This is a genomic window from Acetobacterium sp. UBA5834 (assembly GCF_002435675.1).
Classification (GTDB): Bacteria; Bacillota; Clostridia; order Eubacteriales; family Eubacteriaceae; genus Acetobacterium; species Acetobacterium wieringae.
Genome location: NZ_DJGY01000069.1, coordinates 140105 through 154195 on the forward strand (window position 1 = coordinate 140105; position 14091 = coordinate 154195).

Annotated in this window: 12 protein-coding genes; all 12 read right to left on the minus strand. The window is 49.0% G+C overall.

Features of this window, described 5'->3' with window-relative positions; all coding sequences use genetic code 11:
• Positions 1-644: 644 nt before the first annotated feature.
• Positions 645-959: a type II toxin-antitoxin system RelE/ParE family toxin gene (locus B3F51_RS14650; protein ID WP_070371378.1), complete on the minus strand. Its 315-nt coding sequence runs from the start codon at positions 957-959 to the stop codon at positions 645-647.
• On the minus strand, positions 946-1218 hold the full coding sequence (locus B3F51_RS14655) for a type II toxin-antitoxin system prevent-host-death family antitoxin (RefSeq protein WP_228879768.1): 273 nt from the start codon (positions 1216-1218) through the stop codon (positions 946-948). The genes B3F51_RS14650 and B3F51_RS14655 overlap by 14 nt, the downstream gene beginning before the upstream one ends.
• Positions 1219-1444: 226 nt before the next feature.
• Positions 1445-4093, minus strand: a complete 2649-nt coding sequence (locus tag B3F51_RS14660; protein WP_286947836.1) for a valine--tRNA ligase — start codon at positions 4091-4093, stop codon at positions 1445-1447.
• 190 nt (positions 4094-4283) lie between these two features.
• Positions 4284-5474, minus strand: a complete 1191-nt coding sequence (locus tag B3F51_RS14665; RefSeq protein ID WP_070371375.1) for an MGDG synthase family glycosyltransferase — start codon at positions 5472-5474, stop codon at positions 4284-4286.
• Positions 5475-5482: 8 nt separating this feature from the next.
• Positions 5483-5638, minus strand: a complete 156-nt coding sequence (locus B3F51_RS14670; protein ID WP_070371374.1) for a stress-responsive transcriptional regulator PspC — start codon at positions 5636-5638, stop codon at positions 5483-5485.
• A gap of 22 nt (positions 5639-5660) precedes the next feature.
• A complete protein-coding gene (gene proB / locus B3F51_RS14675) occupies positions 5661-6473 on the minus strand; it encodes a glutamate 5-kinase (RefSeq protein ID WP_250936107.1) in 813 nt (270 codons plus the stop codon).
• A gap of 65 nt (positions 6474-6538) precedes the next feature.
• Positions 6539-9541, minus strand: a complete 3003-nt coding sequence (locus B3F51_RS14680; RefSeq protein WP_286947841.1) for a vitamin B12-dependent ribonucleotide reductase — start codon at positions 9539-9541, stop codon at positions 6539-6541.
• Between the two features lie 331 nt (positions 9542-9872).
• Entirely contained in the window at positions 9873-10487 is a 615-nt protein-coding gene (plsY, locus tag B3F51_RS14685; protein WP_070371371.1) for a glycerol-3-phosphate 1-O-acyltransferase PlsY, read from the minus strand.
• Between the two features lie 4 nt (positions 10488-10491).
• Positions 10492-10782 carry a cysteine-rich small domain-containing protein gene (locus B3F51_RS14690; RefSeq protein WP_070371370.1) on the minus strand — a complete coding sequence of 97 codons (291 nt, stop codon included), beginning with the start codon at positions 10780-10782 and terminating at the stop codon, positions 10492-10494.
• 2 nt (positions 10783-10784) lie between these two features.
• Positions 10785-11357, minus strand: a complete 573-nt coding sequence (locus B3F51_RS14695; RefSeq protein WP_070371369.1) for an indolepyruvate oxidoreductase subunit beta — start codon at positions 11355-11357, stop codon at positions 10785-10787.
• On the minus strand, positions 11357-13138 hold the full coding sequence (gene iorA / locus B3F51_RS14700) for an indolepyruvate ferredoxin oxidoreductase subunit alpha (RefSeq protein ID WP_286947844.1): 1782 nt from the start codon (positions 13136-13138) through the stop codon (positions 11357-11359). Before iorA ends, B3F51_RS14695 begins: the two co-directional genes overlap by 1 nt.
• Positions 13139-14077, minus strand: a complete 939-nt coding sequence (locus B3F51_RS14705; protein WP_070371367.1) for a phosphate acyltransferase — start codon at positions 14075-14077, stop codon at positions 13139-13141.
• Positions 14078-14091: the final 14 nt, after the last annotated feature.

A 14091-nucleotide genomic window follows, 5' to 3' on the forward strand; every position in this document is an offset into this window, starting at 1 on the left:
AGGGTTTAGGGTTAAAAAAATCCATATAAATATTTTATTCTTTTGTGTTCTATATAGCTGAGTTTGGAAAAAACCCTTTCGACCCTTTCGAATCCCTTATTAGAGCCGTTTAACCCTTTCGCAACCCTTTCGCAACCCTTTCGAAAAGCTTCGAAACCCTTTCGTATTGGGGGTTTTTGAGATAATGATTTCGCCTCATTGTATCAATATATGCATCTTGGTATTAAATCACAAAAATTTTCACGAGTAAGATCAACATAAATGGTTCGATGGGTGACTTTTTCCTTACTTTTTTCGTCTTTTCAAAATATATCATTTAACGCTATTTAGAAGCATTTATAACTGCAGGTAGATCGCATAAGCGATAGGCGCTTTAGCCAAAGCCTACCGGCTCCCCCAGGGCTAGTGGAAAATCGCTATGGCCTCCCCGGTCAGCTGATCTTTGAGAATGTCGATCAACGACCAAAAAACCCGGAACCGCCTGAATCTTTCAGGGTGTTCCGGGTTTTGAGTAAGCTGTGATCCCACTGATAGGATTATCAGCGCGGGGGGGCAATTATTTTTTAAAATAGTCCAACCGTTCCTGCACCTTTTTCATGGTTTCCTGATCTAAGATGTTAAATATAGCATGAAAAAAATGTAGTCTACAAAAGGCGAAGCCAATCGCGACGGGCATAAAGGATTCGTTCGACATTGACGACTTTAGCTTGCTCATCAATGGTAAAGAAAGCAATATAATTTTTAATCAACAGTTTTCGATACCCCATCGAAGCCAGCCGGTCATCGCGAACCGCCGGACATTTCTGTGGCATTTCGGATAAAAAAAGAAGGGCTGCTTCGATCACATCCATCATGTTTATGGCCGTCATTGGTGATGACAATTGTGACGATATGTAGTGAATAACATCACGAAGGTCGTTTTCAGCCGGCTCTGAGATTTCAATGTTATAAATTATCATCGGCTATCTCTTGTCGTAAGTCTTTCATGACATCAGTCAATGGCCGTTTTTTTCCGGCTTTGATGGCGGTGCGACTTTCGTCAAGGGCACGATAAAGTTCAAGCTTGCCGTTTAACATTTCGTATGCTTCAATGCTCATGACAGCTAGATCTCCCTGACCATTCTTAGTGATGAAGACAGGTTCTTCATGTTCGTGACAGAATTTAGAGATTTCGTTGTAACAATTTCTTAGATCCGTACTGGATTTGATATGGGGCATGTGATCGTCCTCCTTTGTTAATCTAAAGATATTATACCGGAATATCTTTAGATTAACAATAAAAACATATCCGCCGGTGTTTCACACAAACTTATAAAATAAAAAATCACCCCGGCCATTAAACAACCAGGGTGATCCATAAGCTGGGTATTAATATCAGCTTTGCATGCCTTTTAATAAATATAAGCTGTGATCCCACTGATAGGATTATCAGTGGGAGGGTCAATTATTTCTTAAAATAATCCAATCGTTCCTGCACTTTTTCCATGGTTTCCAGGAATTTTTTCTGTTTCTCCCGTTCGACTTCAACCACCTTTTCCGGGGCCTTATCGGTAAAGCCTTTGTTGGCCAGTTTCTGGGTGACCCGGTCAATTTCCTGCTGGAGCTTCTTTTTCTCGGCTTCCAGTCGGGCAATTTCTTTTTCCTTGTCGACCAGCTCGTCGAGGTTGATATAAATTTCTAAATCCTCCACCACGGCCGAGACATAGTTTTCCTGAATGTCGGCTTTGGTAATTGGCAGAATCGTCGAGACTGAGGCCAGCTTCTGGAAATAGTGCAGGGAGTCGGCCATCAATGTCAAGTGCTCGGGATTATCGCAAATCAGGAATAACTGGGTCTTCTTGGAATTGGGCACATCCATTTCAGCGCGGATATTCCGGATGCTGCGGATCGTTTCCATCAGGAACTCGACCTGTTTTTCATCCTCCGGAAAGACCAGCGTGTCATCAAAGTGCGGCCACTGAGCCACCATGATATCGCCGGTGGTGCCCGGCAGATAGCCGTTGATTTCTTCGGTGATAAACGGGGTAAAGGGATGGAGCAGTCGCAAAATGGTGTCCAGTACCACCCGCAGGGTATACTGGGCGGCGACCTTGGTTGTTTCTTCCTCGCCGTAGAGCCGGGGTTTTACCAGCTCGATATACCAGTCGCAGTATTCGCTCCAGGCAAAATCATAGATCTTGGAAGCGGCAATCCCCAGTTCGTACTTGGTCATGTTGTGGTTGACTTCGGCCACGATGGTATTCATCCGGGACAGAATCCATTTGTCGGTGTTTTCCAGATGAGCGATGGCCGTTTCTTTTTTGTCCATGATATCGTCATCCAGATTCATCAGCACAAAGCGGGCGGCGTTCCAGATCTTGTTTAGGAAATTCCGGCTGGACTCGACTTTTTCATCCTGCCAGCGGATATCATTACCGGCCGAGTTTCCGGTGATGATGGTAAAGCGCAGCGCATCGGCGCTGTAGGTCTCAATCAGTTCCAGCGGATCAATGCCGTTACCGAGAGATTTACTCATTTTACGTCCCTGAGAATCCCGCACCAGCCCATGGATATAGACATCTTTAAAGGGGGTTTCGCCCATTTCGAAGAGGCCCATAAAAATCATCCGGGCAACCCAGAAGAAGATAATATCATAACCGGTAACCAGCACCGAGGTGGGATAGAATTTCTTCAAGTCCTCGCTGTTTTCCGGCCAGCCCAGGGTTGAGAACGGCCACAGGCCCGAACTGAACCAGGTATCCAGAACATCTTCATCCTGGGTGAGGTGGGTGCTGCCGCATTTAGGACAATGGTCAGGAGCCGTCTTGGCAACCACCATCTCCCCACAATCGTTGCAATAATAGGCCGGAATTCGATGTCCCCACCACAATTGCCGGGAAATACACCAGTCCCGGATGTTTTCCAACCAATTGTAATAGATTTTGTTAAAACGGTCAGGAATAAAATCGGTGTCGCGGTTACGGACGGCATCCAGGGCCGGGTCAGCCAGGGGCTCCATCTTGACAAACCACTGTTCCGAGGTCATGGTTTCCACGGTGGTGGCGCAACGGTAGCATTCGCCGACATTATGCTGATGCTCGTCGATTTTTTCCAGTAGACCTAACGCTTCCAGATCGGCCACCACGGCTTTACGGCAGTCGTAGCGATCCATGCCAGCATATTTTCCAGCCAGTTCATTCATCGTACCGTCATCATTGAGCACCCGGATCTGCTCCAGATTGTGGCGCAGGCCGACCTCGTAGTCATTGGGGTCGTGGGCGGGGGTCATTTTAACCACCCCGGTACCAAAGTTCATGTCGACATAGTCATCGGCGACAATGATAATTTCTTTGTTAAGCAGGGGTAGCATCACGGTTTTACCAACCAAGTGGGCATAACGTTCATCTTCAGGATGAACGGCCACGCCACTGTCCCCCAGCATTGTTTCCGGCCGGGTGGTGGCCACCACCAGATAGCCGTCGCCATCGGTCAGCGGGTAACGGATGTGCCAGAGATTGCCCTGGTGTTCGGCGTATTCCACTTCGGCTTCAGACAGGGCCGTTTTACAGGTGGTACACCAGTTGATAATCCGGCTGCCCTTATAGATCAGGCCTTTTTCATACAGATTGACAAAGGCTTCGTTAACGGCCTGGCTGCAGCCTTCGTCCATGGTAAAGCGTTCCCGGCTCCAGTCACAGGAGGCACCCAGCTTTTTGAGCTGATCAGTAATCCGGGTTTTATAGGTTAAGGCCCAGTCCCATGCTCGTTCCAGATAGGCTTCCCGGCCAATCTCCTGCTTGGTTTTACCTTCTTCTTCCCGCAGTTTATCAACCACTTTAACCTCGGTGGCAATCGAGGCATGGTCGGTTCCCGGCAGCCACAGGGCGGCGTAGCCATTCATCCGTTTGTAACGGGTCAGGACATCCTGGAGGGTACCGTCAAAGGCGTGGCCCATGTGCAGCTGACCGGTGATATTGGGGGGCGGCATCACAATCGTAAAGGGTTGTCCATCGGGATTGACTTCTGGCTTGAAATAGCCCTTTTGCTGCCAACTGGCATAGGTTTTATCTTCTACTTCTTTGGGATCATAAGTTTTTGACATTTCTTTCTTCATATATGCACCTGCTATTCTTATTGGTCGTTAGGCAATTGCCAAGGTTTTGTGAGTTTCGCTGCCAGTTTGCACGAAACAGTTTTTACACTGTACGGCGGACAGGCTATCGCCTGTTCGCCTACACGTTACAAAACCGTTTGTGAAACTGACATCAAAACACTAATTGTTCGTTTTTTTTCGCATTTGCCAACTATTGGTCTTTTATTTCCTTTATTTTGTAGGGGTCAAAGAGGGCCGGTTGGGGCTCGGGTAAGGCTTTTTTCTCGATATAACCGGCAATCAGACGGTGACACAGCTCAATGGTTTTGGTCATCGAGCGTTTCTGGGCCTCCTCGGACATATTCTCTGACATACGTTTGATGATGTATTTATTTTCAAACAAAAAATCAACCATTGAGGTTAAATCTTTGATCTTGTCCACTTTGATGGCCATTCCCCCATCCACCAGGTAATCAGCGTTTTCTTCTTCCTGGCCGGGATAGTAAAAGGGTATGATCATGGGAATGTTTTTAACTATCGCTTCGGTGGTGGTCAGGCCCCCGGGCTTGGTTATGATAGCATCAGACTGATCCATCAGCTCCGAGACGTTATTGACAAAACCGTGGATCTCGACAAGCTTATCGTCGGTTTTTTCCCGGGCATAATGGGCCCTAATTTCTTTTTCGATTTTGCTGTTATTGCCGCAGACCACAATAATGCGGATTTTTTCCTTAACCTTCATCAGCGAGGTAAAGGCTTTTTCCATCTGTTTACTGCCCAGACTGCCGCCCATCAGCAGGATTGTCCCGGCCACATCAACCAGTTCCTGACGCTGCAGATGGTTGTTTTGTAAAAAAGTCTGGCGGATGGGAATCCCGTAGGGATAGATAATGTCAGCGGCTACCCCTTTTTCGACCATGGTCTCTTTGGTGTACTCACTGCCGACAATATAGGCGTCAATCATTTTTTTAAGATAAAGGGTATGAATTTTATAGTCAGTGACAATCGACAGCACCGGGACATCAAAGGCATGGTGCTCTTTCAGGGTACCGAGCACGTTGGTCACAAAGGGATGGGTGGTGATGATCAGATCGGGGTGACCGGACTTGATCAGGGGCACGATATCGGGGTTCATCACCCGGGTCAGCACCTGAAAAATACCCTGCTGAAAGCGGTTCATGTTGTTAAACTGATTGTACATCTGCTCGTAGAGCTTGGGTACATTCACCACCATCTGCTGATAGCCTTTGGTAATCAGGCGGTCCAGGGTGACGTTGGTTTCTTTAAAGGCATCATAAACTTCGGTTTGATAGCCGGCTTCATCCAGAGATTCCTTTAAGGACTGGGCGGCCAGATTATGACCGGCACCGGTTGACGCTGTAAAAATAAATACCTTTGACATGGCGGGCCTTAGTCTTCGAATTCTTTGGTAAACTTGTAATTAACCCGCATCAGTTTGCCGCCCATGGCTTCTTCTTTGCGTTTTTCAACCACATAGATGCCACCAAAAACCATTAACATTCCGGCCATGACAGCCGAAAATCCCACTAATATTTTCTTTAACATAAGAAACCTCCGTATATTTAATTTAATCCTTCTGTTGTGAATCACTTAAAAAAATCGTTCCGATTTCTTCGCCGTCAAGAATCTTATAGAGCACCTTGACGTCTTCCCCGGAAGCGATAATCATATCAATGCCGCAGTCGGTGGCGTATTTGGCGGCGCCAAGCTTGGTGATCATACCGCCGGTGCCAAGACAGGAAGCAGTGTTGCCGGCACTTTTCATCAGCTCGTTATCAATTTTCTCCACCGTCTGGATCAGCCGGGCGTCTTTATTAACAGCGGGGTTGTCATCGTAGAGACCATCCACATCCGAAAGGATGATTAAAAGATCGGCATCGACCAGGTCGGCAGTCATCGCCGAGAGGATATCATTGTCGCCAAAGCATTCCTCCTGAATCTCATCGGTGGCAATGCAGTCATTTTCATTGACAATCGGGATGATCCCCCCGGCAATCAGGGCCTGGAAGGTGTTCATGGCGTTGTTGCGCTTAATGGCGTGTTTAAAGACGTCCTTGGTCAGAAGAATCTGGCCGACGGTCTGATGGTATTCATCAAAAAATTTGTGGTAAACCCGCATCAGAAGCCCCTGGCCCACCGACGCAGCGGCCTGTTTTTCTTTCAGGGTTTTGGGCCGTTCGGTCAGCTTCATCCGGTTCATCCCGGCGCCAATGGCACCGGAGGAAACCAGCACCATTTTTTTTCCGCTGTTTTCCAGATCCGTCAGCACCCGGGCCAGAATCTCCAGCTTTCGCAGATCCAGGGTACCATTTTGGTGGGTCACCGAGGTGGTCCCCATTTTCACTACAATGGTGGTGGCGTTTTTTATCTTTTCTCGCATCTTAATCTCCTAGTTTGTTCCTAGTTAATTATTATATCAAACAATGCGAAAACCGCAACGCTTTTTTAGCTGCAGCCGGTGGTAGTGCCACAATCAAGACAGAGCTTGCAGGTGCCGTTTTGCATCATCCGGTCACTGCCGCAGTGGCTGCAGGTTTCGCCATAGAGTACTTCCCCACCGCCATCCTTGTTATAGTCGGGTGTGACTTCACCGGTGCTGACGCTGCGAACCAGGTTTTGCTTGTTCATCAGGGTAAAGTTTTTGGGCTTGACCTGACAATTGGAAAAATCGCCGTGCTCAATGTCGATGACCTTACTGATCAGATCCGAAATCGACGAGGCAAACTTGATATAGGGGTGCCGGGAGACAAAGCCCGAGGGCTCATATTTCTGGCCCCGCAGCATCTTGGAGATCTGATCCGGCGGGATATGGTACTGCAGCATGTTGGAGATCGACTTGGACAGGGAGGCCAACAGCCCCTTAACCACGGTTCCCTCTTTATCGGTAGAGACAAAGATCTCGGCGATGCCGCCGTCTTCATAAAAGCCAATGGTGATATAGAGTTCTATGTCGCCAATTTTGGCAGCATGGGTACGACTGAGCCGCATCCCTTCCGGGCGAACCCGGTTTAAGGCCTTACTGTTGCCTTCCTTGACCAGGGCCAGGAGCTCGGCATAGCTGTAGTCATCGACACTACGATCGATATCCTCGGCCATGCCAGAGCTCAGCGGCTGGGAGGCTTTACAGGCATCCCGGTAAATGGCAATCGCCTTGGTGCCGGTGCGATAGGCCAGCAGATGGATGTTTTCGACATCGGCCACGGTGGCATCATGAGGCAGGTTGACGGTTTTTGACACCGAGCCGCTGATCATCGGGGTAATGGCCGACACCATCAACACGTGACCCATTGGGGAAATGGTATTGGCGGTGTTAAAAATCGGCAGATGCTCTGGCTTAAGATGGGGCGCACCGGCCACCCCCTCATGGAGAAAATAGCCCTTGGCATCTTTTTCCAGGATATAGGTGAGAATATCCCCCACTTCCTTTTCGCTGTAACCGAGGTTGTAAAGTGCCTGCTCCAGCACCGGATTGACAATTTCCATGGAGCCGCCGCCGATTAATTTTTTAAAGACGACATGGTTATAAAAGGGTTCCACCGAGGTGGCACCGCAATCCATCGCAAAGGAGATCGTCCCGGTGGGGGCAATCACCGATACCTGGGCGTTACGGTAGCCATAGGTCGTCCCGACTTCCTCCGCCAGCTTCCAGGCGTTTTTGAGCTGGTTGCTGATTTCCTTAAAACCCATTTTCTGAAGCAGCTTGTGGTTTATTTTAATCGGTTCATAGTGCAGTTCTTCATAGTCATCGGTTCGGGCGCCAGCCACTCGGCTGTGGTTGCGGATGACCCGCCCCATATAGGGTTTGTTGATTTCATATTTGGGGAAGGCGCCAATTTTACTGGCCATCAGCGCCGACACATGGTAGGAGGTTCCGGTCATGATCCCGGTTATCCCGGCGATCAGGTTACGGCTTTCGGCTGAGTCATAGGGATAGCCCAGTGCCAGCAGCAGGGAGGCGGCGTTGGCAATGCCCAGACCGGTGGTCCGAAACAGATAGGATTTGCGGGCTACATCTGGGGTTGGAAACTGACCGTGATAGATGGAGCCTTCCAGGGCACATTGAATCAGACCGACCAGGTGAATAAAGGGCTCGATCTCAAAACTGTTGTCTTCGGGATTATAAAAGCGATAGACATTGATGGACGCCAGATTACAGGCCGTGTCATCTAAAAAAGCGTACTCCGAACAGGGATTGGTGGCATTGATGCGGTTCATTTTAGCCGTCAGATCACCATCTTCACCACCCGGGCAGGTATGCCAGGCATTGAAAATATCGTCAAACTGAATCCCCGGATCGGCACATTCCCAGGCGGCCGTATTAAGATGTTGCCATAATTCCTTAACCGGTACCTCCCGGTCAACCCGGTCATCGACCCGGCCCCGCAGTTTTATTTTATGATCGGGCTCACTTTTTAAGTTTAAGACCGCCTGCATGAATTCGGCATTGAGCCGCACCGAATTGTTGCTGTTCTGACCGCTGACGGTCTGGTAGGCTTCGCCATCCATCGAAATATCATAGCCCATTTTACCCAGGGCCCGGACTTTTGCTTCTTCCTTGACCTTCCAGTTGATAAAGGCATCAATTTCGGGATGGTCAATATCGACAATCACCATCTTGGCCGCCCGGCGGGTGGTACCCCCGGATTTAATGGCCCCGGCATTGCGATCCAGCCCCTGAAGAAAACTCATCATCCCCGAGGACTGGCCGCCGCTGGTCAGGCCTTCATTGGCCGCTCGGAGGTTGGAGAAATTGGTGCCCACGCCGGAGCCGCCCTTAAACAGCTTGGTTTCACTGACATAATGCTCGGAAATGGAATGATCCCCCAGCAGCCGGTCCTGAATTGAGAGAATAAAGCAGGCGCTGGCCTGGGTGCGGCTGTAACGGTCAACTGATTCCAGCACCTGGCCACTTTCTTCATCGTAGTAATAAAGATCATCCTTTGACCCGGAAATGTCATAGCTGCGTTTCAGGCCGGTGTTAAACCATTGTGGCGAGTTGGGGGCCCACATCTGCATCAGGAAGGCATAGACCAGCTCGTCATAATAGATCTGCCACTGCTCATCATTATCAATCAGGCCTTCTGCCCGGATGGCGTCGGTCCAGAAGCCGACCAGCCGGTCGGCAATTTCCCGCATGCTGTGCTCGTAGCCATAGCCATTGGGCACCCCTTTGCGGCGGAAATATTTGGTGGCAATAATGTTACAGGCATTTTGCGAGTAATGCTCGGGGAATTCCAGATCGGTCATTTCATAAATAATTTCCCCGGTCTGATAGTTTTTTAAGATCACGTCAACGGTTTGCCACGAAAACAGATCGTAGACGGTTTTATCGGAATCTTCCAGTTCTTTGGTAAAGACCCGCGTAAACAGCTGATTTATTTGATTCAATTTCTTTGTCCTCCTGGTAATAAATACACTATCTTGCGATGTATCTCTAATTATAAACATATATATAGTGGCCGACAATGTATTTTTATGTTTTTCGCCGATAATTTACCCGCCTGGCCGGGCGCAAATAAAAAGGCTCATGCTTGAGCCTTAAAGTTGATAAACTCCCGTACCGACCAATTGTTAATCTGTTGTTCGCTGCGGAATCGGACACTAATAAGAAATATAATTTCTTATTAGTCGCGGGCAGTCGCCAACTACAAGCAAACTTGTGATTGGCTCGTAGCTACCACGCAGGCTACGCCGTGTCCGCTCCGATGCGAACAACATGATCTAACAATTGTCGGTACTGGGTTAGCTTTTTTAAGCCCATGCTTGAGCCTTAGGTTTTTTAATTTTTCATCTTAACTTTTTGACCCAGCTTGCTTTCTTTGCCTTGGATGATCCGGCCGATGTTTTTGCGGTGCTGATAGATACTAAAGAGGCAGAGCACAAAGGCGAAAACAATTTCGGCCACCGAGCGGCCAAAGAGAAGGGTGAAAATTGGCAGCATGGTCATCCCCACCATTGAGGTCAGGGATACCATTTTCCAGATGGCCAGCACAATCAGACCGATCATAATGGCAATGACGGCGACTTCCCAGTCATAGACCAGAAATACCCCCAGCGAAGTGGCAGTACCCTTACCGCCCCGAAACTGCAGAAAGACGGGCCAGTTATGGCCAGCCACAACAGCGATGCCGCCTAAAACCAGAAACACCTCATCAACATTCAGGGCATAGCGACCGACCAGAACCACCAGAGTGCCCTTTAAGGCGTCCAGTAGAAACACCGGAATGGCGACGTTTTTCCCCATGACCCGGAGTACGTTGGTGGTGCCAGCATTGCCGCTGCCGTAGTTGCGGACATCTTCATTTTTAAGAAATTTTACCAGAATATAGGCAAAATTCAAGTTTCCAATTAAATAAGCCGCCACAACAAAAACAATTCCAATAATAATCGACATATCACTACTCCTTTAACTGATTAATTTTAGTTGTTCTGAGTTGTTCAATGAGCGTTCCCAGCTTTTCGAGCACTGTGTCAAAATTTTCCCGCTGATGAGGAAAATTGCAGGCACTACAATTTTTTATACCCTTTTTCGTGTAGGTAAAACTGCCACCGCAATTTTCTGCCAGGGCATAGAGCGGACAATAACAGAACAGACAATTAAAATCGTCTAAGCAATCAACCGGATGGCAGGGAAAGTACTCACAGGCGGTATGCTGAAAAAATTTAAAATTTGAATCGTCCTTTTTCATGGTCAGACAGCGTCCATTCCGGCTTGGAGGGCTTTGACATTTAATTCCTTAAACTGCGGTTTGACGTTCTCGGCAATGATCGCTTCCCAATCAATGTCGGTGAGGCCCATCGATTTAATAATCGAACCCAAGAGAATCACGTTCATGACCTTGGGGTTCCCCAGTTCTTCGGCCATTTTGGTGGCGGCCATCACCCGCAGGTTGACCTTGCTCTTTATTTCATCCAGAATATTTTCCGGATAGGTGGTGGCTCCGATGATTACTGACAGCGGGAAGATTTCGGTGTCGTTGACAATCATTTTGCCGGTCGGTTTGAGGTATTCCAGAGATCGCAGTCCCTCCATCTTTTCAAAGGCCACAACAATATCTGCCGAGCCGATTTCAATCACCGGCGACTGGACATCATCACCGTAACGTACCAACGACGAAACTGATCCGCCCCGCTGACTCATCCCATGGATTTCGCTCATTTTGACATCATAACCAGCGGCCATTAAGCCGGTGGTCAGCAATTTGGCTGCCAGAATGGTGCCCTGACCACCGACGCCAACGAGTACAATATTTTTAGTCTCCATTATCTTACCTCCACAGTAATGGCCTGTTTGGGACAGATCTGGGCACAAACTCCACAGCCAACACAGGTTTCTTTAAGAATGCCGGATTTTTTATTGGCCAAGTCAAAAGCCAGGGCCGGACAGCCGGACTTCAGGCATTTTTTGCAGCCGATACAGGTATCAAGGTTAACAGCGGCCACCATTTTAAAAGCGGTGGGGAATTCGGTCTGATCCTGGGTCGAGAATTTTTTAAGTACACAGGGCCAACGGGTAATAATGACTGCCGGGCCATCAACATTGAGACCCCATTCAATGGCTTCCTGCACAATCTTCAGATTATTGGGATCGACTGAAATCAGGTTTTTAACCCCGCAGGCTTTGACCATCGCCTCAATGTCAATGATTGGGGCGTCATCACCTTTTAAGTCATAGCCGGTGCCAGGATTCTGCTGATGGCCGGTCATCCCGGTAATGCGGTTATCGAGAATAATTGTTAAGGTATTGCTTTTGTTATAGGTCACATCCATCAGACTGATGATGCCGGAGTGGAAAAAGGTCGAGTCGCCAAGAATCGAAACCACTTTTTTGGAGTGATCGCCCTTGATGTCAAAGGCTTTCTGGACGCCATGTCCACCACTGATACTGGCCCCCATGCAGATCATCGCATCGGTGGCATTATAGGGTGGCATTAACCCCAACGAATAACAGCCGATGTCACTAAAGATCATCAGATCCTTGCGGCGACCCAGCTCGTAGAAAACGCCGCGGTGGGGACATCCGGCACAGAGGGCTGGCGGTCGGGGTAGTACCATCTCAGGATTGGGATTAATCACCTGGGCTGTTTCATCCAGCAGCGCCTGACGAATCCGATCCGGGGTCAGCTCACCCATGGTTGGCAGTTTTTCCTTGCCGACACAATTAATTCCGGCGGCTTTAATTTCTGTTTCCATAATCGGATCATTTTCTTCGAAAATATAGACGGTTTTCTTGCCCTTGGCAAAGTCAGCAATTTTTTTCATCGGCAGCGGATAGCTAAAGCCGATCTTTAAATAGGAAACGGTGTTGCCAAAGACTTCCTTGGCATAGCGGTAGGCCACGCCTGAACCGATAATGCCAATCTCTGCCCCATTATCTTCAATGTAATTAAAGGGCGTGGTGTTGGAATACTCTTCCAGGCGGGCAAAATTATCGGCCAGTTTAACCTGCATGCCCCGAGCAAAAGCCGGTAGCGGACAGTATTTGCGGATATCTTTTTCGTAGGGTTTATCGGCTACTTCAAGCCGGTCACTGCAGGAAACAATTGATTTGGAGTGACAGACCCGGGTGGTCATCCGGAACAGCACCGGCAAGTCGTAGTCTTCGCTGATGGCGTAGGCTTCCTTAATCATATCCTTGGCTTCCTGGCTGTCGGAAGGTTCAAACATGCAGACCTTGGCATGACGGGCATAGTTGCGGTTGTCCTGTTCGTTCTGGGACGAATGCATCCCCGGTTCATCAGCGGTAACCAGCACAGCTCCGGCGTTAACTCCCAGATATGCCAGAGTAAAGAGCGGATCGGTGGCGACATTGACGCCGACGTGTTTCATGGCACAGAGGCTGCGGACGCCGCCGATGGCCGCACCGGCAGCCGCTTCCAGGGCCACCTTTTCATTGGGTGCCCACTCCGAGACAATCTCCGGATAGGTAGCGACGTTTTCTAGAATTTCAGTACTGGGTGTTCCTGGATAGGCAGTGGCAAACTTGACCCCCGCCTCCCAGGCCCCTCGGGCGATGGCTTCATTTCCTGTCAGTAATAGCTTCATTTAATGCTCCTCTCGTAATTGGTGACAATTATCCATTCGCTGGGCCAAAAAAGCCCCGAGAATGATTGAATTTAATTTGTTTTCAAACGAATCGGATCGGGAGGTCAAAATAATCGGAACACAGGCTCCCATCACAATCCCACCCAATTGTGCCTGACCCAGATGGGTCATGACCTTCATGACGGCGTTACCGGTTTCAATGTTGGGCATGACAATGACGTCAACATCACCAGCTACCGCCGATTCATAGCCCTTAATCCGGGCCGCTGTTTTAGAGATCAGCAGATCCATGGCAATCGGGCCCTCCACCAGCACATCCTGGCCGAAATAATTGGCCTCGCCCAGTTGCTTCAGGGCTGCCCCATCCACCGTCGCTGGCATTTTGGGATTGACCTTTTCCTTGGCCGCCAGGCAGCCGACTTTAATCGGGTTAAGTCCCAGCAAGCGTGAAAAATCCACGGCATTACTGATAACTCCTTTTTTCTTTTCCAGATCCGGATCGATGATCATCCCACCATCGGACAGGATCAGAAATTTGTGATAGCTGGCCATCCGAACCATCATAATGCTGCTAAGCAGGCGGCCAATCAACAGGCCGTTGGTCTTATGGATGACGGCTTTTAAAAAGATAGAGGTATCGACCAGGCCTTTCATAATAAAATCAGCCTGGCCCTGACGAACCAGAGCCACGGCCTGTTCACAGGCCGTGGCCAGATCGTCACAATCAATAATTGTCATCCTGCTTAGATCAATTTTTTGGGCACTGCTGATGGCCTCAATCCGGCTGCGACTGCCAACCAGAATGATGTGCTCCAGATACAATCCGTTGGCGGCTGATAGAGCCCGCAGCAGCTCACTTTCAGCCGCCGCTGCCACCACCAGGGTACCTTTGGGGCCACTCTGAACCGCCTGACCAATCTCTTCAAAAGTATTGTACATCTTAACCTCATTTA

What these genes read in the sequence shown, in the direction of transcription:
- B3F51_RS14690 (WP_070371370.1), bottom strand. Translation starts at nt 10,782, where the DNA reads ATGAAAAAGGACGATTCAAATTTTAAATTTTTTCAGCATACCGCCTGT.
- B3F51_RS14655 (WP_228879768.1), bottom strand. Translation starts at nt 1,218, where the DNA reads ATGCCCCATATCAAATCCAGTACGGATCTAAGAAATTGTTACAACGAA.
- B3F51_RS14695 (WP_070371369.1), bottom strand. Translation starts at nt 11,357, where the DNA reads ATGGAGACTAAAAATATTGTACTCGTTGGCGTCGGTGGTCAGGGCACC.
- B3F51_RS14680 (WP_286947841.1), bottom strand. Translation starts at nt 9,541, where the DNA reads ATGTTTATAATTAGAGATACATCGCAAGATAGTGTATTTATTACCAGG.
- B3F51_RS14670 (WP_070371374.1), bottom strand. Translation starts at nt 5,638, where the DNA reads ATGTTAAAGAAAATATTAGTGGGATTTTCGGCTGTCATGGCCGGAATG.
- B3F51_RS14650 (WP_070371378.1), bottom strand. Translation starts at nt 959, where the DNA reads ATGATAATTTATAACATTGAAATCTCAGAGCCGGCTGAAAACGACCTT.
- iorA (WP_286947844.1), bottom strand. Translation starts at nt 13,138, where the DNA reads ATGAAGCTATTACTGACAGGAAATGAAGCCATCGCCCGAGGGGCCTGG.
- B3F51_RS14705 (WP_070371367.1), bottom strand. Translation starts at nt 14,077, where the DNA reads ATGTACAATACTTTTGAAGAGATTGGTCAGGCGGTTCAGAGTGGCCCC.
- B3F51_RS14665 (WP_070371375.1), bottom strand. Translation starts at nt 5,474, where the DNA reads ATGTCAAAGGTATTTATTTTTACAGCGTCAACCGGTGCCGGTCATAAT.
- proB (WP_250936107.1), bottom strand. Translation starts at nt 6,473, where the DNA reads ATGCGAGAAAAGATAAAAAACGCCACCACCATTGTAGTGAAAATGGGG.
- B3F51_RS14660 (WP_286947836.1), bottom strand. Translation starts at nt 4,093, where the DNA reads ATGAAGAAAGAAATGTCAAAAACTTATGATCCCAAAGAAGTAGAAGAT.
- plsY (WP_070371371.1), bottom strand. Translation starts at nt 10,487, where the DNA reads ATGTCGATTATTATTGGAATTGTTTTTGTTGTGGCGGCTTATTTAATT.